This window comes from Bacillus cihuensis, from assembly GCF_000504145.1.
GTDB lineage: Bacteria > Bacillota > Bacilli > Bacillales > DSM-1321 > Peribacillus > Peribacillus huizhouensis.
Genome location: NZ_KI632497.1, coordinates 167,754 through 189,979 on the forward strand (window position 1 = coordinate 167,754; position 22,226 = coordinate 189,979).

At 38.3% G+C, this 22,226-nt stretch carries 21 protein-coding genes; all 21 read right to left on the reverse strand.

Features of this window, described 5'->3' with window-relative positions; translation table 11 throughout:
* Window positions 1-143: 143 nt before the first annotated feature.
* The 21 genes from V179_RS0119035 to fabD all read right to left on the reverse strand — a co-directional run bounded on the left by V179_RS0119035 (window position 144) and on the right by fabD (window position 22,220).
* Window positions 144-1,508, reverse strand: coding sequence for a PTS transporter subunit EIIC (locus tag V179_RS0119035; protein WP_028392868.1), 1,365 nt, complete (start codon window positions 1,506-1,508; stop codon window positions 144-146).
* 264 nt (window positions 1,509-1,772) lie between these two features.
* On the reverse strand, window positions 1,773-2,675 hold the full coding sequence (gene murQ / locus V179_RS0119040) for an N-acetylmuramic acid 6-phosphate etherase (protein WP_028392869.1): 903 nt from the start codon (window positions 2,673-2,675) through the stop codon (window positions 1,773-1,775).
* 758 nt (window positions 2,676-3,433) lie between these two features.
* Window positions 3,434-3,733, reverse strand: coding sequence for an EscU/YscU/HrcU family type III secretion system export apparatus switch protein (locus V179_RS0119045; protein ID WP_028392870.1), 300 nt, complete (start codon window positions 3,731-3,733; stop codon window positions 3,434-3,436).
* Window positions 3,730-5,574: a hypothetical protein gene (locus V179_RS29250; protein ID WP_051405050.1), complete on the reverse strand. Its 1,845-nt coding sequence runs from the start codon at window positions 5,572-5,574 to the stop codon at window positions 3,730-3,732. The genes V179_RS0119045 and V179_RS29250 overlap by 4 nt, the downstream gene beginning before the upstream one ends.
* Before the next feature lie 24 nt (window positions 5,575-5,598).
* Window positions 5,599-6,378: a ribonuclease HII gene (locus V179_RS0119055; protein WP_235179165.1), complete on the reverse strand. Its 780-nt coding sequence runs from the start codon at window positions 6,376-6,378 to the stop codon at window positions 5,599-5,601.
* 411 nt (window positions 6,379-6,789) lie between these two features.
* The gene (gene ylqF, locus V179_RS0119060; protein ID WP_028392872.1) at window positions 6,790-7,659 is read right to left on the reverse strand and encodes a ribosome biogenesis GTPase YlqF; all 870 of its coding nucleotides are present in this window, start codon (window positions 7,657-7,659) and stop codon (window positions 6,790-6,792) included.
* A gap of 18 nt (window positions 7,660-7,677) precedes the next feature.
* Window positions 7,678-8,232: a signal peptidase I gene (gene lepB, locus V179_RS0119065; RefSeq protein ID WP_028392873.1), complete on the reverse strand. Its 555-nt coding sequence runs from the start codon at window positions 8,230-8,232 to the stop codon at window positions 7,678-7,680.
* Between the two features lie 401 nt (window positions 8,233-8,633).
* Entirely contained in the window at window positions 8,634-8,981 is a 348-nt protein-coding gene (gene rplS, locus V179_RS0119070) for a 50S ribosomal protein L19 (RefSeq protein WP_028392874.1), read from the reverse strand.
* Between the two features lie 129 nt (window positions 8,982-9,110).
* On the reverse strand, window positions 9,111-9,845 hold the full coding sequence (gene trmD, locus V179_RS0119075; protein ID WP_028392875.1) for a tRNA (guanosine(37)-N1)-methyltransferase TrmD: 735 nt from the start codon (window positions 9,843-9,845) through the stop codon (window positions 9,111-9,113).
* Window positions 9,845-10,360, reverse strand: coding sequence for a ribosome maturation factor RimM (rimM, locus tag V179_RS0119080; RefSeq protein WP_028392876.1), 516 nt, complete (start codon window positions 10,358-10,360; stop codon window positions 9,845-9,847). The genes trmD and rimM overlap by 1 nt, the downstream gene beginning before the upstream one ends.
* Before the next feature lie 10 nt (window positions 10,361-10,370).
* On the reverse strand, window positions 10,371-10,757 hold the full coding sequence (locus V179_RS0119085; RefSeq protein WP_028392877.1) for a YlqD family protein: 387 nt from the start codon (window positions 10,755-10,757) through the stop codon (window positions 10,371-10,373).
* A gap of 754 nt (window positions 10,758-11,511) precedes the next feature.
* Entirely contained in the window at window positions 11,512-11,742 is a 231-nt protein-coding gene (locus V179_RS0119090; protein WP_028392878.1) for a KH domain-containing protein, read from the reverse strand.
* 9 nt (window positions 11,743-11,751) lie between these two features.
* The gene (rpsP, locus tag V179_RS0119095) at window positions 11,752-12,024 is read right to left on the reverse strand and encodes a 30S ribosomal protein S16 (RefSeq protein ID WP_028392879.1); all 273 of its coding nucleotides are present in this window, start codon (window positions 12,022-12,024) and stop codon (window positions 11,752-11,754) included.
* A 109-nt stretch (window positions 12,025-12,133) separates the two neighbouring features.
* Window positions 12,134-13,474: a signal recognition particle protein gene (ffh, locus tag V179_RS0119100; RefSeq protein ID WP_028392880.1), complete on the reverse strand. Its 1,341-nt coding sequence runs from the start codon at window positions 13,472-13,474 to the stop codon at window positions 12,134-12,136.
* 12 nt (window positions 13,475-13,486) lie between these two features.
* Window positions 13,487-13,819 (reverse strand): putative DNA-binding protein, encoded by a 333-nt coding sequence (locus V179_RS0119105; protein WP_028392881.1) that lies wholly within the window; start codon window positions 13,817-13,819, stop codon window positions 13,487-13,489.
* Window positions 13,820-14,098: 279 nt separating this feature from the next.
* Window positions 14,099-15,085, reverse strand: coding sequence for a signal recognition particle-docking protein FtsY (ftsY, locus tag V179_RS0119110; RefSeq protein ID WP_028392882.1), 987 nt, complete (start codon window positions 15,083-15,085; stop codon window positions 14,099-14,101).
* Window positions 15,086-15,153: 68 nt separating this feature from the next.
* A complete protein-coding gene (gene smc / locus V179_RS0119115) occupies window positions 15,154-18,720 on the reverse strand; it encodes a chromosome segregation protein SMC (RefSeq protein WP_028392883.1) in 3,567 nt (1,188 codons plus the stop codon).
* Window positions 18,721-18,771: 51 nt separating this feature from the next.
* Complete coding sequence (rnc, locus tag V179_RS0119120) at window positions 18,772-19,503, reverse strand: ribonuclease III (protein WP_028392884.1); 732 nt, start codon at window positions 19,501-19,503, stop codon at window positions 18,772-18,774.
* A gap of 690 nt (window positions 19,504-20,193) precedes the next feature.
* Window positions 20,194-20,427 (reverse strand): acyl carrier protein, encoded by a 234-nt coding sequence (acpP, locus tag V179_RS0119125; RefSeq protein ID WP_028392885.1) that lies wholly within the window; start codon window positions 20,425-20,427, stop codon window positions 20,194-20,196.
* A gap of 106 nt (window positions 20,428-20,533) precedes the next feature.
* The gene (gene fabG, locus V179_RS0119130) at window positions 20,534-21,277 is read right to left on the reverse strand and encodes a 3-oxoacyl-[acyl-carrier-protein] reductase (protein ID WP_028392886.1); all 744 of its coding nucleotides are present in this window, start codon (window positions 21,275-21,277) and stop codon (window positions 20,534-20,536) included.
* A gap of 1 nt (window position 21,278) precedes the next feature.
* Window positions 21,279-22,220, reverse strand: coding sequence for an ACP S-malonyltransferase (gene fabD / locus V179_RS0119135; protein WP_028392887.1), 942 nt, complete (start codon window positions 22,218-22,220; stop codon window positions 21,279-21,281).
* Window positions 22,221-22,226: the final 6 nt, after the last annotated feature.

A 22,226-nucleotide genomic window follows, 5' to 3' on the forward strand; every position in this document is an offset into this window, starting at 1 on the left:
TTCCTCCAATACTAGTCGTTTTAATTTCAAACAAAAGAGTCAGACCACGCATCCATAATACACAGTTCAAATTACACGTACGTACAACTATGAACTGAGTAAATAGTGCGAGATCTGACTCTCTTTTGGAGACCCTCTTTCCATCACTTAATATGTTCAGCCATTTCTTCTTTAAAACCGAAAAAGTAAGTGAAAATAAAACCAAAAGCATATGCAACCAAAAGGCCTAAAAAATACATTAAATATTTGCCGTCAATTAGGGGAATGAGTGATAAACCTGATACCCCTATCCCTGTTGATGCTGTTTTTACAAATGCTTGGAAGGCTCCGCCCATTGCCCCACCAAGACAAGCTGTTAAAAAGGGGCGTCCTAGCGGCAGGGTAACCCCATAAAGTAGTGGTTCGCCAATACCTAAAAATCCAACCGGTAACCCACCTTTGATAACATTCTTCAATTTTTTATTTTTCGTTTTTACAAAAATTGCAATTGCCGCACCTACTTGGCCAGCACCAGCCATCGCTAAAATAGGCAGCAGAATTGTAACGCCAGTACTAGAGATTAATTCCATATGAATCGGCGTTAAGCCGTGATGCAAGCCAACCATTACAATCGGTAAAAATGTACCTGCAAGTATAAACCCGGCAAATACTCCACCATATTCGATAATCGCATTGATTCCATTAGTAATTCCAGCTGTAAAATAACCGCCTATTGGCTGTATTAACAATAACGTTAAGAATCCAACAAATAAGACCGTAATTAAAGGGGTAAAAATAATATCAATGGCATTTGGGATGAATTTACGAACACTTTTTTCAGTGGCAGCCATTAGCCAAGCTACAAAGATAACCGTAAATAATCCCCCACGTCCCGGTTGTAGCATTTCTCCAAACAATTCTACATTGGCAAGGGCAGGGTTAAAGATAAAGATTCCTGCTATGGCTCCCAGTGCTGGTGTTCCGCCGAATTCTTTTGCCGTATTCCAACCGACCAGTACACCTAAATAGGCAAAAATTCCTCCACCCATAAATAATAATAACTGCATCCAAGTTGCTGTAGAATCGACTCCTGCATTCTTGGCAAAATTCGCTACTCCATTTATAATACCTGAAGCAACTAAAGCAGGGATTAGCGGGATAAAAATATTTCCGATTTTTCTTAGCAAATTTTTAAAAGGGGTATTGTTTTTCGAGCGGATTTCATTATGCTTTATCGTTGCTAAATCAGCAAATTCCTGGTCTTTCAACTCACCTACCGCAAGGCCTGTAAGCGCACTCATTTCTAAGGCCACTTTATTGACCAATCCTGGTCCAATGACAATCTGCAGCATTTCATCCTCAATTACTCCCATTACCCCGTCTATCGCTTTAATTTCAGTAATGTTTACTTTGCTTGTATCGTTTAACTGTAACCGCAGTCTCGTCATACAATACGCAATTTGACGAATATTTGAATCGCCACCGACTTTTTCACTTATCTCTTTTGCTAATCGTTCTTCCTTCCTCATTACTCTCCCCCACTTTCTTTACTCGTTGACAAATAAATTTTCACAAAAACAACCATTAGCCTTTGCTCCCACCCGACGATGCAAATGGTTCAGGTTTCCCAAATCGGATCACCTTATGAAGATGGAGGTGTGGAGCTGATTTTGCGAAGCACTGGCCCTTATTCCCAAAAAAATATTCAACTCCATTTCAACTTTTAGGAGTTGTTTCAGTCTATGATGTAGACAAAGAAAACATGTATTTGGAGAGTTCAATTTTTACTAGTATTATTTTTTTGTTAATTCTTCGATTGCTTCTTTTAATTTTCCATTATGTTTATTTAATGTTACTTGTACACTTTTTCCCTTTACCCCTGTCACGATGGCTAGAATAGCAGCTTTGACAGAACCATAGCTTCGTAAAGCATCGTCTGCGTCTGTTATAGAAATACCTGTTGCTTCTGCAACAATAGCTTTAGCCCGTTCACGAAGTTTTTCATTAGTTGGTTGAACATCAATCATTAAATTGCTATACACTTTATCCATTTTAATCATGCTTGCAGTTGTAAGCATATTTAATACTAGCTTTTGAGCTGTCCCTGCTTTCATTCTGGTCGAACCAGTAATTACTTCAGGTCCCGCTTCTACAAACATAGGTATATCGGCAACTCTCCCCATTTCTGAGTCAGGACTGCATATTATAGCGCCCACAGTTGCCCCCAGTTCCTTCGCTTGTTTCATCGCTGATATTGTGTAAGGTGTTCGACCACTAGCAGCAATGCCAATCACACAGTCCTTCTCTGATACATGTAAACTTCTAATATCTTCTTTCGCTTGTTCTTGATCATCTTCCGCCCCTTCTACTGCATTTTGGAGCGCTCTCACACCACCGGCAATAAGACCAACTACAAGACTTGGATCAGTTCCATAGGTTGGCGGACATTCTGACGCATCAAGTACACCTAGCCTTCCACTTGTCCCAGCTCCAACATAAATTAACCTTCCACCTTTTTGGAAGGAATCAACAATTTCATCAACCATTTGAGCGATTTCTGGAAGAATAATTTCAACAGCAACTGGAACTTTTTTATCTTCATTATTAATCAGTTTAATGATGTCAACACTTGAAAGTTCATCGATATTCATCGTATTAGGATTTCTTTTTTCAGTTAATAACTTATTTAACTTCATGAACTTACTCCTCCTTTATCCCTCCTTAACGGGCAGTAATCCGACCCACCTCAAGGCTGAGAGGAATCGAAGAAGTGTAGGTGGAGGATAGCTGCCCGTAAAAGCCAGAATGGTGAGATACTGTGAAACTTACCTTTGCGATCTTCAAAGGTTTAGTTGAGGCCCACAGGATGTGGGTCACACAGACGTTGCCGCAGGACGCGGCGCACTTAGTCTGTGATTCATTATTTCGGGTTCGTAGTATCGCTTAATCTACGCGGTAGCGGAGATATTAGCGATACTAGAACGGGACTAACAATCAGCGGTGGATAAAAAAAACCACTGATTGAAGTTTCACTTATTTCGTGGTAAAAAAATTAATTAGTATACAGTTTTATATCAAAATATATTCCGATAACTCTTTGCATATTCACCAAAATAAAAGAGTCAGACCCCACAACTACCATACACAGTTCAATTTATTGTGTATGAAGTGTAAGTTCTGACTTTTATCCCTCATTAACTTAAAGTCCCCCCTACCTCAATTAAAGAAGCGTAGGTGGGAATTACTGCCATTAGAAGCCTGTTTAGTGAGGATTCTCAGTGAAACTTACCTTTGTTGTCTACAAAGGTTTAGTTGAGGCCCACTCGCTGGACGCGGCGTACTTAATCTGTTATTCATTTTGGTAGTTTTACCAAATCAGTGTTGAGATTAGCGACACTTGAACGGGACTAACAATCAGTGTAGTATGAAGCCCCCCACTGATTGAAGTTTCACTTTATTGTTCATAACGTGAATATGCATTTTTTTGTTTTTCCGCTTCTTTATCCGCCTTATATACAAATGCAAACACTTCTGCAACCGCCATGTATAATTCTTCTGGTATCGTTTCATTAATATTCAGTTTACCAAGTAACTCTGCTAATGATGGATCTTCTTGAATCGGAATATTTCGCTCCTTAGCCGTTTTAAGTATGTTTTCTGCAATTTTGCCTTTTCCTTTTGCAAGTACTTTAGGAACTGATCCTTTTTTTCCATCGTATTGCAGGGCAATGGCTTCTTTTCGTTTATTATTCATATTCGTAAATCCAATCCATTATAAGTATCGTTCAGCTTTATTGAAGTTTGGGACATTTTCTTAAACTGAGCCTTTTTAGTCTCGTTATCAAAAACAATACTCGATAACTTATAGTCCATTCCTGCTAAATTTTTCTTTAGCACTGCGATAAATGGTGTAGCAAGCTCTTCAAGCATATCAGGGTGTTCATGAATAATTGAAACATTAATAACACGATTTTGAACGCTCATATCAATGATTGTTTCTTCAAGGGATTCCAGTTCTAAATAAAAGATAATTCGGCAATATGCCGGATCAATCGTACCATCATTCTTTCTTCTGCCCATCCATTGCATCGTTAAATCGGTTTGATGTGTCCCCATTGTTAACGGAATTTGCAATAATAGTTGTTGAAGTGGACCGTTTTCTTGAGCCAAAATTTGCTGAGCTGTAATTCGTTGAATAGCCTGCTCAGCTAAGTTTTTAACGGCCACTGGCAGATCATCCTGCAACAATTTCATTAATAATGGTTTTAACGTTTCCAATTGATGATCTGAAACTTGATTTTCCGTTGCTAAGCCATATTCAAAACCTAATCCCATTGTCGACATGATCTTTTTTAATGCAAAGGATAACGAGCCTGCATTCGAGAAATCGATTACTTTAAATTCGTTTTGTAAAATATATTTTAAAGCAATAGCTTGAGGATCCATTTTCTCCGTTACAATTTGTTCAGATGAAGCAGTTTTTAGAAGAAGATCACTGATTTTGCCGCTTGCCTCTTTTACTATGTCTGGATTATTGTTTAATAGCTTTACAACTGGATTTTGTTCTTGGTTTCCATTGTTTGCGCCCTTCGCTACAAAATTTGCATGAACAGCCAAAAGGAGTGTTTTTGTAAATGATGGGATATGTTGATTATGCCTTTCTCCAACATTACGTAATAATTGATTTAATCGGCTTAATATATCATTTGTTTCTATAGGCTGAATGAATTCTTGACTCGAAAGATACGATAAACAATCCCTCACTACAGCAGCGGCATTGTTGTTTCCTGAAGGTAGGATTTTGTCTAGAAAAGCAGACAGTAGTTCTGATTCAGATAAATGATTAGGAATCAACCCAGTACTTTGCAGAAGTGTATAGGCCCCCTCCCGGACATTGGCCGGTGTTTCAGCTTTTAACCATAGCGAAAGAATTTTTTGCATGCCAGTTAATGCGATTAACTCTTCTTTAGGGCGCACTAACGTTTCTAGCAGTGCTTTTGTTTGCACTGAAGCAGGAGTATTTTTTTCATTTGTTAGTAAGTTTTGAAACAATGTTGATAGAATTAGATGCAATGGTTTTCCGTTTTCGACAGAGTGCAAAGCCATGAACACGTCATTTACAAACGGAAGTTCTTGAACAAGCATCGTTTTAATGATGGAAAGACCTTGATTCAATGTGCTAGAATGTTTTACAAACTCAAGTGACTCCCCTATAGTCTCTTTGGTAATCGGCAATTGATTTTTCAAAAAATAGTCTACTAGTACTGCGGCTTTTTTGCTATTCCCTATAAACAGATATGTTAATAACTGTTCTGCAACCTTATTACTTCCCATTTCTTTAGAAGAAATAGCATCAAGAAGCTTTAAACGGACTTGACCTTCACCTGGTTGCACTTGAAGCCAATATCTTTCTCCGACCGTAAGTGGTACATCCAATGTTGCCATAACCAGTTGTGAACCTATCTGTACCGATGCTAGATTATTCGGAAACAACTTTGTCAATTTCCCTAGTAAAATTTGTCCACTATGAAAATTCCCTTTCTGTTGCAGTTCATCGCTCGGTCTTGTTTGCATCTGTAATTGAATCGGTTGCATTCTATCCTCCTAAAGCCATTGATTTTATTTATTGCCGAACATTTCTTTTAAAGGTGAAAAACTCTTCCTATGCCATGGAGTAATTCCAAATTGGTCTAATCCTTCTAAATGTGCTTTCGTTCCATAGCCCATATTCTTCTCAAAAGCATAATGAGGATACTGAATTGCATATTCTTTCATCATTCGATCTCGCGTCACTTTTGCCATGATTGATGCAGCCGCAATGGAGATACTTTTACTATCGCCTTTTATTATCGATAGCTGCGGGATAGGCACCTCTAATTTCATTGCATCGATTAGTAAATAGTCCGGTGTTATGCCTAGATTCGTTATCGCCATTAGCATTGCTTTCTTTGTAGCTTCATAGATGTTTATTTGATCAATTACTTCGCTTTCTATAATACCTGTACCGATAGCCACAGCTTGATCTCGAATGATTTCAAAAAAATGATTACGCTTCGTTTCTGATAACTGTTTAGAATCAGTAAGACCTGGACAGTAAAAATCTTCAGGAAGGATGACAGCACAGGCGACAACAGGTCCTGCTAGAGGCCCTCTTCCAACTTCATCAATTCCAACAACAACTGAGAAACCTTGTTTTCTAAGTTCTGTTTCATTTGTACACATTTGTTTAAATACTTCTTGTAATTGAAACTCCTTTTGATAACGATTTTTCCATTTCAATAAAAGGTCGCCTACACCTTTTCTCTCATCCATTTTACATTGATCAAGAAAAGGGTCATTTGGTTCTGTAATTGTTAACAGTTTTTCGGCAATGTCCTTTATTTTCATATTATTTGTCATTTTTATCACCTTCGTATTATTTATCGGCATCTTTATACGTTTCATAATCGATAAAGCGAGACTTCAATCAGTGGAGATTTGCTTCATCCCCCACTGATTATGGTTAGTCACATTCTAGTGTCGCAAAATCTTCGATAAAGCGACACTACCGACCTAATTCAACGAAATCAGACTAAGTACGCCACGTCCTCATGTCTTAGTTTAAGTGACCCACATCGTGTGGGCACAAACTTTACCTCTGCGTAACTCTCGGTAAGTTTCACTGTATCTCATCAATCGGGCCTACCTACGTTTCCTCGATTCCTCTGAGCCTTGAGGTGGGGTTTTGACTTTCCGTTAATGCGGGACAAAACAAAAAAGCAGGAATTTGCATAAAACAGCTTGGCTGTTTATATACACTCCTGCTCATATTCATTCTTCTGTTTGTTCATTGGAATCACTAGGCTTTTCAAAGGTTAATGATCCCATCTTTTGAGAACGGATTTCACGAACAACCAGCTCGGCTGTTTTATCGTAATCAACCATTCCTCCACCTGCTAAACATCCGCGAAATTTTCCGATCGCATCAAATAGCTCAACTGTTTCTGTTGGAATTACATCAAGATTATAGCGTTCCTTTAAACGTGCAGGATATTCTCTTTCCAAAAAACGAAGACCATATAAAGAAATTTCATGTAGATTTAATAAAGTATCTTTAATAGCTCCTGTCAACGCAAGCTTCATACCAACCTCTTGATCCTCAAATTTCGGCCATAATATACCTGGCGTGTCCAATAACTCAAGCTCTTTACCAACCTTAATCCACTGCTGTGCTTTTGTTACACCTGGTGTATTACCAGTCTTTGCAATATTTTTCTTTGCTAATCGATTAATAAGCGTCGACTTACCTGCATTCGGAATACCAACTATCATGGCACGAATCGCTCTTGGTTTGATTCCTTTTGCTTTCATGCGATCAAATTTATCTTTCAGTAGCTCTTTCGATGCTGCAGTTATTTGACCAAGACCTTGTCCTTCTTGTGAATTAATCGCAATGGCTTTTTTCCCTTGAGACTGATAATAAGCAAGCCATTCCTTCGTTCTGACAGGATCGGCCATATCAGCTTTATTTAATAAAATAACTCTTGGCTTGTGTTGAATGATCTCATCTATCATCGGATTACGTGATGATAAAGGAATTCTTGCATCAACCAGCTCATAAATAATATCAACTAATTTTAGTTTTTCCGTTACTTCTCTTCTCGCTTTGGCCATATGGCCTGGGAACCACTGTATCGTCAACGGAATCCACCTTCCTAACTATTCAACCAATCTAAATTTATTAATTGGCCAATAAACTAATTTTGTTTTGCCTACCACCTTATCGAATGGTACATACCCAATATGCCGGCTGTCTTTACTTGCGCGCCTGTTATCTCCCATTACAAAGAGATGTCCGTTGGGTACTGTGTCACTTTGGGTAATATTCATTAAAGTAAATGATTCAGTTAATGGACCGCCATCTGTCAGTTGTTTCTTATATTCATCTAAATACGGCTCAGAATAAGCTTTTCCATTAACATATAAGGTATCATCGTCATATTCAATTTTATCTCCTGGAAGACCGATTATCCGCTTTATGTAATCTTTACCTTCTGGAGCATGAAAAACGATGATATCAAAGCGATCTGGATCGCTTATTTTGTAATTGAATTTATCGACAATCATTCGCTCTTGTGTATCCAGAGTAGGAGCCATGGAATATCCATCTACGACAATTGGTGCAAACAGGAAGTAACGAATGACTAAAACTAGGAAAACAGCAATCACAATCGCCTTTGTCCATTCCCAAATCTCATTCTTTTTCTTTGCCACAATAATCCCCCTTGTAGTGAAGCTCACTTTCATTTTACTAGCATAAAGGGAAACTTCAATCAGTGGGGGGTCTTCATCCCCCACTGATTGTTAGTCCCGTTCTAGTGTCACTAATATCTCCGTTCTACTTCGATAAAGCGGGATAAAGGAGAAGGAAAACGATCAGGTATCATATATGAGGTCTAGCTCACTTCGGATACAAAAAAGGAGCCTGATAAACAAGCTCCTAATTTAACCCGCATTAACGGTCGTTCCCCCAACAGGGATAAACTATCCGTAAAAGCCCGATTGATTCATCTTCTGCCACTGGGGTCTACTCCCCAATGACGGAAGGTGAATTTATATACTATTTCTGTTTAGTTCAGTTTGGTTAACACGCAAAATCAAGGAGATTTAGCGGATTAGCGGCGCATCTCTTTAATACGCGCTTTTTTACCACGAAGCTCGCGTAGGTAGTAAAGTTTAGCACGACGGACTTTACCGAAACGAACTACTTCTAATTTAGCGATTTTTGGTGAATGTAATGGGAATGCACGCTCCACACCAACACCGTATGAAATTTTACGAACTGTGAAAGTTTCGCTGATTCCACCACCGCGGCGTTTAATTACTACACCTTCAAATAACTGGATACGTTCGCGAGTACCCTCAACTACTTTTACGTGTACACGTACAGTGTCACCAGGACGGAACGCTGGAAGATCAGTGCGAAGTTGTTCTTTTGTAATTTCTTGAATAAGTTGTTGCATATTTATCTACTCCTCCCGGATGCTCTTGCCAACATTACCGTTGCAGCGGAACATCGTTATAAGACTGAACATTATTGCCCAAGTCACGAAAAATATCATATCATAATTAAGGAAAAATTACAAGTATCGTTATTTTTCTTTTTGAATCTCTGCTAATAATTTTTTTTCAATATCATTTAATGAGTAGTTTTCTAACAAATCAGGACGGCGATTCCACGTTCTTCGCAGTGATTCCTTGATTCGCCACTCATCAATTTTCTTGTGATTTCCAGAAATAAGCTCAGCTGGTACTTTCATCCCCCTAAAATCAGAAGGTCTTGTATAATGTGGGTGCTCTAGCAAGCCCGTTGAAAAAGAATCGTGGACTTGTGAGTCTTCATTTCCAAGCACACCTGGCAAAAGCCTTACAACGCTATCTATAACGACCATTGCCCCTAGCTCACCGCCAGTTAGTACATAGTCACCAATTGAAATTTCATCCGTTACAACATGTTCCCTAATACGTTCATCATATCCTTCGTAATGACCGCAAATGAAAATTAAATGATCTTCTTTCGCTAATTCTTCTGCCTTCTGTTGAGTATAACGTTCTCCTTGCGGGCACAGAAGAATGACTTTGGGTTTTGTCTCGGAATGAGCACTTAGGGCATCAACAGCATCGAAAATCGGCTGCGGCTTTAAAACCATACCAGCTCCACCGCCATATGGATAATCGTCAACCGTTGAATGCTTATTATCGGCATAATCACGAAAATTCGTAACTTGAAAAGTAACGGCATCTTTCTCATTCGCTTTTTTCAATATCGAAGAACCGAAAACACCTTCGAACATTTCTGGAAACAAAGAGAGGACATCAATTTTCATCAATCAAGCAATCCTTCCATTGGCGTAATGATGATCTTTTTGTTCGCAATATCCACTTCTTTTACAATCTGTTTAATATAAGGGATTAAGACATCTTTGCCTTTTTGACCTTTCACAACCCAAACATCATTTGCTCCAGGTGTTAAGATTTCATGGATTTGACCAATTTCTTCACCAGCATCTGTAAAAATCATACACCCAATAATTTCATGAAAATAAAACTCATTTTCATCCAATTTGCCAAGTTGTGTTTCTGGCACTTTGAGGATCCCATCTCTAAGTGATTCTACCATGTTAACATTGTAATACCCTTCAAAGGTTAATAAATCAAAATTCTTATGTTTACGATGGCTTTCAATCGTGAGCGCAATCGGTTTATCATTTCCTTTAAACAGATGTAAGACATTTTTGGGCTTATAACGCTCATCCGCAAAGTCCGTTTTAGATATGACTCGAACTTCTCCTTTGATTCCATGTGTATTGACAATTTTCCCTACATTAAACCATTTTTCCATCTTATCACCTCTAACGAATTTCAGAGACAATTCCATCCTTAATCACAATCGTTTTTGTGTGTATGATTTCGTCCCAGTTGTCACCTATTTCAACATTTACAATACCTTGGATTTCACGTTCTTTTAGCTCGCTACCAATTGGTAATATTTCCAATTGTTCAATTTGAAATTCTATTAGCTTAATTTTATCTTGCCGTTGATTTACTTCTTTTTCAAAGTGAGTACGAAGACTAGCTGGTTGGAAATTTCTCGTTTTCTCTAATTTCTTCAATTCAAAGCGCAATTGTTCTGATTCTTTTTGAAGTTGAAGACGTTTGGATTTGTAATTTTCAAGGAGTTGATTCTTGCTGGTCTCTGTTAATACTTGATTAACGATAACTGATTTTATTATTTTCATTCCAGCGCCGCCTCCTACATATTTGTATTTCTTTCATGTACACCTATAATGGGAAACTTCTATTAGTGGGGATTTTTCATCCATCCCTTAGTGATTGTTAGTCTCACATTAGTGTTGCTAATATCTTTCACTTCGTTCAATTGACAGTACGAACTAAGGATTACTGAATCACAAACTAAGTACGCCCTTTAGTCTATCGTCTGTGAGCGCATACTTTACTTCTGTGTAACTCACGGTAAGATTTACTGGATCTCACCAATCAGGCTTTTACGGCAAGTTTCTCCACCTACAACTTCTTCGAATCCTTTAAGCCTTGAGGTGGGGTCTTGAATTTCCATGAATGCGGGGTAATTTGATAAGTATGAATCTTTTCAGCGATTTCGCTTTTGTTCTATATGTAATGATATAGTGGAACTTCAATCAGTAGTTTTTTTCATTCCCACTGATTGCTAGCCCGTTCTACTGTCGCTAAATTTTCGATAAAGCGACAGTACGAACCCGATTGGTTTAACTAAACCTCACCAATTGGGGACTTACAGGCTGTTTATCCTCCACCTATTTATTTCTTGATTTTCTCACAAAAATTGAGGTGGGGATATTACAGCCTATTAAACCGGGATAATCATCTTTTATATGCTTATTTTATTATACCCAATATGTAATGATGATTTCATTTATTTGGCTTTACGGTGAAGATAATTCAAGAGTAGAACTATTTTTTTATTACAAAAAAAGGAGGGGTATTAACCCTCCCTTATTCGGAAATCTCCAAATAGATTTTCTTATGCTGTGAGGATCCTGCTGCATATACTACAGTCCGAATCGCCTTAGCTACACGCCCTTGTTTTCCGATGACCTTCCCCATATCCTCCTTATGAACAGAGAGGGTGTAAAGGATGCGGTCATCTTCTTCCCGTGAGATTACTTGAACATCATCCGGGTGATCGACAAGAGCTGAAACAATTGTTTCAATTAAGTCTTTCATCTAGGAAAATTACTTACCTAGTTTTGCATTGTGGAATTTTTCCATAATGCCTTGGTTTGAGAATAAGTTACGTACTGTATCAGATGGTTTTGCACCGTCTTGTAACCATTTAAGAGCAAGCTCTTCGTTGATTTGAACTTGTGCAGGTTGAGTTACTGGATTGTATGTCCCAACAACTTCAATATAACGTCCGTCACGTGGTGAACGTGCATCTGCAACTACGATACGATAGAAAGGAGTTTTTTTAGCTCCCATGCGTTTTAAGCGAATTTTTACTGCCATTTTAAATAAGCACCTCCGAATAGTTTCACACAAGATAATATATTATCAAATGTCTAGCATGTTTGTAAAGGTTTTTTTCTTAACAGACGTGTGTAATCTGTTAAAAACTTTACATGAACGGGAGTTTAAATCCCTTTTTCTTGCCTTTAGGCATGTTTGTAAACTGTTTCATCATCTTCTTCATATCCTCGAACTGCTTAAGTAAGCGATTTACTTCTTGAATCGATCGCCCACTTCCCTTGGCAATTCGTTTTTTTCGACCTGAATTAATGACTTCGGGATGTTCTTTTTCTTGAAGTGTCATTGAACGAATAATCGCTTCGACATGACCAATTTGCTTCTCATCAATAGAAAGATTATCCATCCCTTTGATTTTGTTTGCTCCAGGAAGCATTTTTAGTAAATCGTCAAGTGGACCCATATTTCTCACTTGGCCAAGTTGCTCGAGGAAATCATCAAACGTAAAAGATGCTGTTCGCATTTTTTTCTCAAGTTCTTTAGCCTTATCCTCATCGACGTTCATCTGTGCTTTTTCGATTAAAGTTAGGACATCCCCCATACCGAGAATCCTTGAAGCCATTCGTTCAGGATGGAACGCTTCTAGCGCATCCATTTTTTCGCCCATACCGACAAATTTAATCGGCGTGTTTGTAACCGAACGAATAGATAAAGCTGCTCCGCCTCGTGTATCTCCATCTAACTTCGTCAATACAACACCAGTCAAACCAAGCTGTTCATTAAAGCTTTGGGCAACATTCACAGCATCCTGACCAGTCATCGCATCAACAACTAGAAAAATCTCATCCGGCTTCGTCAATTCTTTAATGTCTTTCAATTCATCCATTAAGTTTTCATCAATATGAAGTCGTCCAGCTGTATCAATCAGCACATAATCATGATGTTCTTCCTTCGCCTTTACAATCGCCTGTTTTGCTATTTCAACAGGACTGACCTGATCACCGAGGGAGAAAACAGGCATATTAATTTGTTTACCAAGCGTTTCCAATTGCTTAATTGCAGCTGGACGGTAAATATCAGCAGCAACGAGCAATGGCTTTCGGTTGTATTTCTTTCTTAAAAGATTGGCAAGCTTTCCAGTTGTTGTCGTTTTCCCCGCACCTTGTAAACCGACCATCATAATGACAGTTGGCGGACGGGTAGACACAGCAATCTTACTTTGTTCGCCGCCCATCAGCTCAGTTAGTTCTTCTTTAACGACTTTTATGACCTGCTGACCAGGAGTTAAGCTTTTGAGAACTTCCTGGCCTACCGCTCTCTCACTCACACGTTTAACAAAATCTTTGACAACCTTAAAGTTAACATCGGCTTCAAGAAGCGCTAATCTAACTTCACGCATCATTTCCTTTACGTCCGCTTCGTTAACCTTTCCTTTGCCACGAATCTTTTGCATGGTGCCTTGCAGTCGGTCGGCTAATCCCTCAAATGCCATACATACCGCCTCCTAATCTAATTTCTCAAGCTCGGAAATCGCTGTTATAAGGGTTTCATGAGACAGCGAACCTTCATTCGCCATCTTTTTCACCTTGGAAATCCATTCATTACGCTCTTGAAATTTTTGGAATAGCAATAATTTCGCTTCATATTCCTCTAGCATTGCTTCAGTTCGTTTTATATTGTCATAGACTGCCTGCCTGCTTACCTCATATTCTTCAGCAATCTCGCCTAGAGAGTAATCATCCAGATAGTAGAGGGACATATAGCTCTGTTGTTTTTCAGTTAACAATGTTTGATAGAAATCATACAGATAATTAATACGCATTGTTTTCTCGAGCATAAGTGAACCCCCTGTCTGTTAAGTGAAAACCCTTTACAAGTATATAGTTTACTTGCTTATGGTTCAGATGTCAAGCTGAAACCTTTACACATTCCTTTTTCCACATTCTTTGTATGAAGAACATGAGGACGGGGCTTCGCCGACTTGTTAATATAGACAATCTATTTATCAGATATCCTGATTTATTGAGAAAGCATCTAAAATTCCGGCTCCGCACCGCCGCTATCAGGATCGATCCTTCACACTTTTTGCCAATCTGCAGATTACCTAAGTAACATTCTAGCCTTCTTGCTCGATTAAATCAGAGAAAAGACCATACACATATTTTTCAGCATCGAATTCCTGTAAATCATCCATCTTTTCTCCAAGACCAACGAATTTAACGGGAATTTTCAGTTCATTGCGAATGGCTAGAACGATGCCTCCTTTTGCAGTCCCGTCAAGTTTTGTTAATACAATTCCAGAAACATTGGTAGCTTCTTTGAATGTTTTTGCTTGAATTAACGCATTTTGTCCGGTTGTAGCATCTAAAGCGAGCAGTACTTCATGAGGTGCCCCTGGTATTTCTCTTTCAATCACACGCTTTACTTTTTCTAATTCTTTCATCAAGTTCACTTTGTTTTGCAGTCGTCCAGCTGTATCACATATTAGTATATCAGCTTTCCTCGCCTTCGCAGATTGTACAGCATCATACATCACAGCAGCAGGGTCAGATCCTTCGCCTTGCTTAATGACTTCAACTCCCACACGCTCGCCCCATACTTCCAGCTGCTCGATTGCCCCAGCACGGAATGTATCTCCAGCAGCAAGCAAGACCGTTTTACCTTCAGACTTAAATTTATGAGCAAGCTTGCCAATTGTCGTCGTTTTCCCGACACCATTTACACCAACAAATAATATAACAGTAAGGGCGTCTTTTTGCATATTTAATGCAGATGAACCATTATCATCGCTGTTATAAATTTCAACTAGCTTCTCAGAAATGACCACCTGTACTTCTTTAGTATCTGAAATATTGCGACGCTTCACTTCCATTTTAAGTTCGTCTATTAGTTCCATCACCGTTTCAAAACCAACGTCAGCACCGATGAGAATTTCTTCCAGTTCTTCAAAAAACTCTTCATCCACTTTTCGATAACGAGCAACAAGATCATTCACTTTTCCAGCAAATGAATCTCTCGTCTTCGTTAAACCCTCTTTAAATTTCTCTGAAACTGTGTCAGTTTGTGTTGTAAATTTTTCTTTAAGTTTTTTAAAAAAACTCATCTAATCACTTCCTCTATTGATATAAAATGAAACTCCCATCAGTGGAGGTTTTGCTGCAGAATATACTTCTAGGCCTTCACTAACTCCTTCGTTTCTTCCATTCGAACAGATACAAGTTTGGAAACACCTGATTCTTGCATCGTAATTCCATACAGCACATCTGAGGATTCCATCGTTCCTTTTCGATGCGTGATCACAATAAATTGTGTCTCTTCACTAAACTTTTTTAAAAAATGGCTGAATCGAAGTACATTCGCTTCATCAAGGGCGGCTTCAACTTCATCGAGAATACAAAAAGGTACTGGACGAACTTTTAAAATTGAAAACAACAAAGCTATTGCAGTCAATGCTCTTTCTCCACCAGAAAGCAATGCAAGGTTTTGCAGTTTTTTCCCTGGAGGCTGCGCAATAATTTCTACGCCTGTTTGTAGAAGATCACTCGAATCCGTCAACCGCAGCTCAGCCCTGCCTCCACCAAACAGCGCTTTAAATACTGTTTCGAATTGATTTTGAATCGCATAAAAGGTCTCTGCAAAACGCCGCTTCATTTCATCATCCATTTCATCAATCACTTGGAAAAGAGTGTCTTTAGCTGTATGAAGGTCTTCTTTCTGCTCTAAGAGGAAATGGTATCGTTCGGAAACCCTATCATATTCCTCAATTGCTCCAAGATTGACCGTCCCAAGTTCGTCCAATGCAAGTTTTATTAATTTTACCTTTTTCCTCGCTTCATCTGCCTCAATCGTTAATGGATACTGTTCCTTCGCTCCTTCGTAGGAGAGTAAATATTCTTCACGTAAATGAATAAGTCGATTCTCAAGTTCAACGTCCAATCGATTAAGTAGAACTTCTTCATCCTTCACTGCCTCAGCAATTCCTTTATGAACTCTCTTCAGTTCCTTACTCTCATATTCATAATCGTCTAGTTGTGATTGTAAATCAACTCTTTCTTTACGTTTCTGCGCAATGAGTTTTACTGCTTCATTTTTATCAAAAAGCTTATCCTGGGCAGCTGTTTCTAGTATTTCTTCACCACTTGAACTATCTGTCATCTCATTCGTTAATAGAGATAAGTCTTCTTGATAATCTGTAACCGTACGGGTTACTTCCATAAGTGTATTAGTAATCCGGGTAAATTTTTCAGATTGATTTTGAAGTTGCTCACGCTTTGAAGCAAGCTGTACTTTTATCTCATTTGTTTCTTCAATTAGTGTTTCTTTTGACATTTGCTGAGACTGCTTTTGCTTACTTAAGGTTGCAATTTCTTCATCCAATTTATTAATTTCTTTCAAACAACGATTTAATAATTCATTAACTTCTTGAATTCGAGCTGACTTCTGACGAGATTCATCTAAAATAGCCTGCTTGTCCAAGTCATATAAATGCAATCGTTCATTAATATTTCGTTCCTGCAATTCTATTTCACGGATTTCACTTTTACATACTTGTTCTTTTAAACGGAGCTTTTCCCCTGCTTTGCGAATTTCTTCAATTTTTTCTTCTTCTACAGAAATATCTTGCTTAAGCTGTTTAACCTGCCGCTCAAGTAAAGCTGTCTTTTCTTCCATTGCCAAAAGCTTCTCAGTTAGTTCATCAAGCTCGTTTTTTCTTGATAATAGGGATGATTGTTTTTGTTTCACAGCACCTCCCGTCATTGAACCACCAGGATTGACGATATCTCCTTCAAGTGTGACGAACCGGTATTTATAAGAAGTAAGCTTCGCGAGTTCATTTGCACCTTTAAGTTCACTTGTAATAATAACGGTGCCGAGCAGGTTAGCAACAATATTCAAGTACTTTTTATCGTATTGAACTAGACTTTCAGCCGTCCCGATAAATGAAGGATGATTGCTCAATAACTGAAGCTGTGAAGACGAGAGCTCTCGCGGTTTGATGACCGATAAAGGCAGAAATGTCGCTCTGCCGAATCCATTTCGCTTCAAATAGTTGATTGCTTGTCTTGCATCATTTTCAGTATCCATGACGATATATTGCATAGAAGCCCCAAGTGCCGTTTCTATGGCTTGCTGATATTCTTTAGGCACTTTGATTAACTCAGCTACCGCCCCTTCTACCCCTTGCAATGTATCATTCTTCGCTTTTAATACTTCTTTAACACCTTGGAAAAACCCAGCATAATCATCTTGCATTTCTTCTAACATATCTTTACGGGACTTCGATTGCTGAAGGAATTGGTAAGCCTGATATAGAAGCTTTTCTTGTTTTTGATAAGATGCTTTAATTGAATCAAGCTTTTTTTGCTCTTCTCTAAAAGAAAAAACATGTTGTTCAATTTGCTGCGTCACTTCATTGAAGGCATTGAGACTGATTACTTTCTTCTTTTCAACTTCTTCACGTTCACTGAGAAATTTAGCGTTTTCCTCGTCAAGACGTGTATTTCTTGTCGTCTGCTGATTAAGTTGCTGCTGTAAGTGCTGTAATTCATTTCTTGCAGCCGCTTGCTTATTCAACCATTCAATATAATCGCTTTTCAAAGTTTCAATTGTTTCCTCGAGATTTGCGCTAAAAAGTCCAAGAGTTTTTTGATTTTCACTAAGCTCTCTCTGAAGTTGTTTAACCTCACCTTCTAAAGTCGCTAATATTTTACCTTCACAATCCTTTTCAACCTTTAAAGCGATAATGTTACTCTCACCATCTTTAATGAATTTCTCAAGTTGGTGTTTGTTTTGTGAAGCATTTTTTTTACGTTCTTTTAAAACCTCTTTACGACCTTCAAGCTTTTCAAGCTCCTCACTTGCTTTTAGCAATACTGCCTGAAGGTCATTAACTGACCCGTCAAGTGCAGAAATATAATCTCGAATACTTTCTACTTCTGCTTCTTTTTTCTGAAGTGATGTTAGCAATTCTTGCTCCTGAGTGCTGTGTTGCTCTAACTCTTGAGATAGATTACTCCATTTTTCATGAAGCGTTTCTATTTCATGAACAGTTAAAGCGACTTCAATTTGTTTAAGGTCTGCTTTTTTTTCTAAAAATTCTTTTGCAAGGGAAGATTGAATCTTTAATGGTTCTACCTGCCCTTCCAGTTCAGCGAGAATATCCTGTACTCGTGTCAAGTTTTCCTGCGTTTCAAATAACTTATGTTCTGCCTTCTTCTTTCTAGATTTATACTTTAAAACACCAGCAGCTTCTTCAAAGATCACTCTTCTTTCTTCTGCTTTACTGCTCAGAATCTTTTCTACTTTCCCTTGGCTGATGATAGAGAATGCTTCCTTGCCAAGACCAGAATCCATAAATAAGTCTATAATGTCTTTAAGACGGCAAGATTGATTATTTATTAAAAAGTCACTTTCACCTGAACGATACACTCTTCTAGTTACACTGACTTCATAAAAGTCAATCGGAAGTGTATTGTTTTCGTTATCTAATGTTAATGTGACTTCAGCGAAATTAAGTCCCTTTCTTGAATCACTTCCAGAAAAAATCACATCTTCCATTTTCGCGCCTCTTAGTGATTTTGCAGACTGTTCACCCAATACCCAACGAACAGCGTCAATAATATTACTTTTTCCGCTGCCATTGGGACCGACAATCGCAGTTACTCCAGGTACAAAATCAACAGAAACCCTTTCTGCAAAGGATTTAAATCCCACAACGTCCAATCGTTTGAGGAACATACTTTCTCCCCCTCTTTTCAACTCTACTTGTTGAATCATTCATTTTGTTTATTACTTCGTTTCTCTAAGAGTTGATAGTGCAATCTGTGCAGCACGTTGTTCTGCTTCTTTTTTTGACTTACCGCTTCCAATCCCGAGCTCTTCATTATTTAAAGACACTTTTGAAACAAATTCCCGATTATGGGCTGGTCCTTTTTCATGCATAATTTGATACTCGAGTACTCCAATCCCATCTCGTTGCACGAGCTCCTGCAATTGGCTCTTATAATCCATCACATGAGAAAAAGCACCCTCATTAATTTTAGGAAACACTACTTGTTCCAAAAACTGAACGACTTTTTCCAGTCCTTGGTCTAAATATAAAGCACCGATAAATGCTTCGAACACATCAGCAAGTAAAGCAGGACGCTGTCTTCCACCTGTCATTTCTTCCCCTTTTCCAAGCAAAATCAATTTACCGAATGATATATCATTGGCAAATGAAACAAGTGAAGGCTCACAAACGATTGCCGCTCTTAACTTCGTAAGTTCCCCTTCACTCATCATCGGATATTTATTGAATAAGTATTTGGATACTGTTAATTCAAGTACCGCGTCTCCTAAAAATTCAAGCCTTTCATTATCTTCATAGGGCTTCCGGCGATGCTCATTCACATAAGATGAATGGGTAAAAGCTTGCTTCAACAATTTTTCATCATTAAAAAGAAAGCCTGTGCTTTCTTGAAATTGTTTAAACATCGAATCTTTCATTACTGACTTTCGCTTATTTCCATTGTTTCTCATCTAAAAAAACCCTCCACTAACAACTCAATAATCCTAGCTAAATAAGAAAAGCTAAAAGCATCTTTACCGATCCCGTTTAGAAAAAGATGAGCAATTTATATAGAGACTATTTTCTCTCGATATATCTTGTTTTGCTTTTTACCTATATGGGTTAGGCTGTTGCTTTCGCTAGATGTAGATAGACTAATTAAATTATCCACAAAACAATTTTGTATACTTTCCTATACAATTAACGGAATCCTACCAATTAATTCTCCCTTATTCAGACTCAGAATGGATTCAGTAGTATAAATAAAGTGAAACTTGACAAACTCGCACCAAGCCTATTCTGTATTATATCATAAGAAAAACGCATACGCCCATTCTATTAGGGATATCACAGCCAAAATTAAATGATGTTTTCTCGTACTAAAAATTATTCAGAAACGCTTGTTAAACACATACTATTAGTATGTAGCATAGGAATATGCGTACAATACGATTTCGTTTTTTTTAAGAAAGCAGTACACAGCTGTAATTAGATTTCTTTTTTAGCATAAAGTGAAACTCAATCAGAGGGGATTTAACTGCCTGTAATACGGGATAAAGAAAAAGATCAGATTCCCCATTCATTATGAAACTTCAAAATGAATGGTTTATGGAATCTGATCCTTCGCTGACTACTTAGTCAGTCTCTCCGAGATTAATTCATTACATTGTGCTCTTTATGTAATTCACAGCATCTCCTACTGTTGTAAGTTTTTCTGCATCATCGTCTGAAATTTCCATGCCGAACTCGTCTTCAAGTTCCATAACTAGTTCTACTACATCAAGGGAATCCGCACCAAGATCTTCTTTGAATGAAGCTTCTAATTTAACTTCAGCTTCTTCAACATTTAATCGGTCTACTACGATTTTCGTTACGCGTTCTAATACGTCTGCCACTGCATTCACCTCCCCTCAAGCCATTATAGTGTTTTTTTTCAAAAGCGCAAGAACATTTACAAAAAAAATGCTAATGCTTTTATTATCGTATAAGAGAAAATTCTCTTTACATGACCATACCACCATCAACATGGAGTGTTTGTCCTGTCATGTAAGAACTAGCATCCGAGGCTAGAAAAGTTACAACACCGGCAATATCTTTTGGATCACCGAAGCGGGATAACGGAATTTGCGAAAGCATTGCACCTTGTACTTCTTCAGTAAGTGATTCAGTCATGTCCGTGGAGATGAATCCAGGTGCAACTGCATTAACTGTAATTCCTCTTGAAGCAAGCTCTTTCGCTGCCGTTTTCGTTAATCCAATCACGCCCGCTTTAGCAGCAACATAATTCGCCTGTCCAGCGTTTCCACTAACACCCACAATAGAAGCAATATTAATAATTCTACCACTGCGCTGTTTCATCATTGGACGAGTAACAGCTTTTGTGCAAAGGAACACACCTTTTAAATTGGTATTAATTACATCATCCCATTCAGTTTCTTTCATTCTCATTAACAAATTATCTCTAGTAATTCCAGCATTATTCACCATGATATCAATGCGTGGAAATTTTTCGGTTACGCTTTTTATCATTGCTGTCACAGAATCAGAGTTTGCCACATCACATTGAATGGCAAATGCCTCTCGACCTAACAATTTAATTTCTTCCACCACTTCATTCGCTTTCGCTTCACTTCCAGCATAGTTTACAGCAACATTTGCACCTTGTCGGGCTAGCTCAAGCGCGATTTCCTTGCCAATGCCACGCGAAGCACCTGTTACTAGTGCGTATTTTCCTTCTAATTGCATGTTATTCCCCCCTCAATGCTTCTACAGTTTTATCTAAACTCTCGGAATCATAGACAGAATAAATCGTAACAGATCGATCGATTTTCTTAATCAGCCCACTTAAGACCTTTCCTGGCCCTACTTCGATAAATGTATCCACACCTAAAGAAAGCAATGTTTTCACACTATCTTCCCATAGAACTGGAGAGTATAATTGCTCAATTAATTTTTCTTTAATGTCATTTGCTGCGGTTACTGGTTGTGCAGTTACATTAGAGATGACAGGAACTTTAGCTTCACGAACGTCAATTTCGTCCAATACAGATTGAAGTTTAGAAGCAGCTGGCTCCATAAGCACTGAGTGGAAAGGACCACTTACATCAAGTGAAATAGCACGCTTAGCTCCTTGTTCTTTCGCATCTTTCCCTGCTTGTTCTACCCCTGTTGCGCTTCCTGAAATAACGATCTGACCAGGACAATTAATATTCGCTAATTGAACTGGTTCTCCATTTTTTGTAACAGAATCTGTAATGTCCGCTAATGTTTCACGGTCCATCCCTAAAATCGCAGCCATTGCTCCTTGACCGTTCGGAACCGCTTCTTCCATAAATTCTCCACGCTTACTCACTGTATGTACGGCATCTTTAAAGTCGATTGCCTGACTAGCAACTAAAGCAGAATATTCTCCTAAACTATGTCCTGCTGTGTAATCAGGAGAGATCCCTTCACCCTTCAATGCTTCAAACAATGCATAACTCACTGTCAAAATAGCGGGTTGTGCATGATAAGTTAATGTAAGCTTTTCTTGTGGGCCATTGAAAATAAGATCTGATAATGAGTAGTCAAGTGTTGTATCAGCAGAATGAAAAATTTGTTGTACTTTTTCATTTTGTTCATACATATCTTTCCCCATTCCAACGATTTGTGATCCTTGACCTGGAAAAACAAAAGCAATTTTCCCCATAGCTTT

Bases quoted from the DNA above. Each gene is read 5' to 3' on its own strand.
- fabG (WP_028392886.1), bottom strand. From the start codon at position 21,277: ATGCAATTAGAAGGAAAATACGCACTAGTAACAGGTGCTTCGCGTGGC.
- V179_RS0119105 (WP_028392881.1), bottom strand. From the start codon at position 13,819: ATGCTCGAGAAAACAATGCGTATTAATTATCTGTATGATTTCTATCAA.
- V179_RS0119035 (WP_028392868.1), bottom strand. From the start codon at position 1,508: ATGAGGAAGGAAGAACGATTAGCAAAAGAGATAAGTGAAAAAGTCGGT.
- V179_RS0119055 (WP_235179165.1), bottom strand. From the start codon at position 6,378: ATGACAAATAATATGAAAATAAAGGACATTGCCGAAAAACTGTTAACA.
- rpsP (WP_028392879.1), bottom strand. From the start codon at position 12,024: ATGGCAGTAAAAATTCGCTTAAAACGCATGGGAGCTAAAAAAACTCCT.
- rplS (WP_028392874.1), bottom strand. From the start codon at position 8,981: ATGCAACAACTTATTCAAGAAATTACAAAAGAACAACTTCGCACTGAT.
- trmD (WP_028392875.1), bottom strand. From the start codon at position 9,845: ATGAAAATTGATGTCCTCTCTTTGTTTCCAGAAATGTTCGAAGGTGTT.
- V179_RS0119090 (WP_028392878.1), bottom strand. From the start codon at position 11,742: ATGAAAGACTTAATTGAAACAATTGTTTCAGCTCTTGTCGATCACCCG.
- V179_RS0119085 (WP_028392877.1), bottom strand. From the start codon at position 10,757: ATGAAAATAATAAAATCAGTTATCGTTAATCAAGTATTAACAGAGACC.
- ftsY (WP_028392882.1), bottom strand. From the start codon at position 15,085: ATGAGTTTTTTTAAAAAACTTAAAGAAAAATTTACAACACAAACTGAC.
- fabD (WP_028392887.1), bottom strand. From the start codon at position 22,220: ATGGGGAAAATTGCTTTTGTTTTTCCAGGTCAAGGATCACAAATCGTT.
- ffh (WP_028392880.1), bottom strand. From the start codon at position 13,474: ATGGCATTTGAGGGATTAGCCGACCGACTGCAAGGCACCATGCAAAAG.
- rnc (WP_028392884.1), bottom strand. From the start codon at position 19,503: ATGAGAAACAATGGAAATAAGCGAAAGTCAGTAATGAAAGATTCGATG.
- V179_RS29250 (WP_051405050.1), bottom strand. From the start codon at position 5,574: ATGCAACCGATTCAATTACAGATGCAAACAAGACCGAGCGATGAACTG.
- murQ (WP_028392869.1), bottom strand. From the start codon at position 2,675: ATGAAGTTAAATAAGTTATTAACTGAAAAAAGAAATCCTAATACGATG.
- rimM (WP_028392876.1), bottom strand. From the start codon at position 10,360: ATGGAAAAATGGTTTAATGTAGGGAAAATTGTCAATACACATGGAATC.
- smc (WP_028392883.1), bottom strand. From the start codon at position 18,720: ATGTTCCTCAAACGATTGGACGTTGTGGGATTTAAATCCTTTGCAGAA.
- V179_RS0119045 (WP_028392870.1), bottom strand. From the start codon at position 3,733: ATGAATAATAAACGAAAAGAAGCCATTGCCCTGCAATACGATGGAAAA.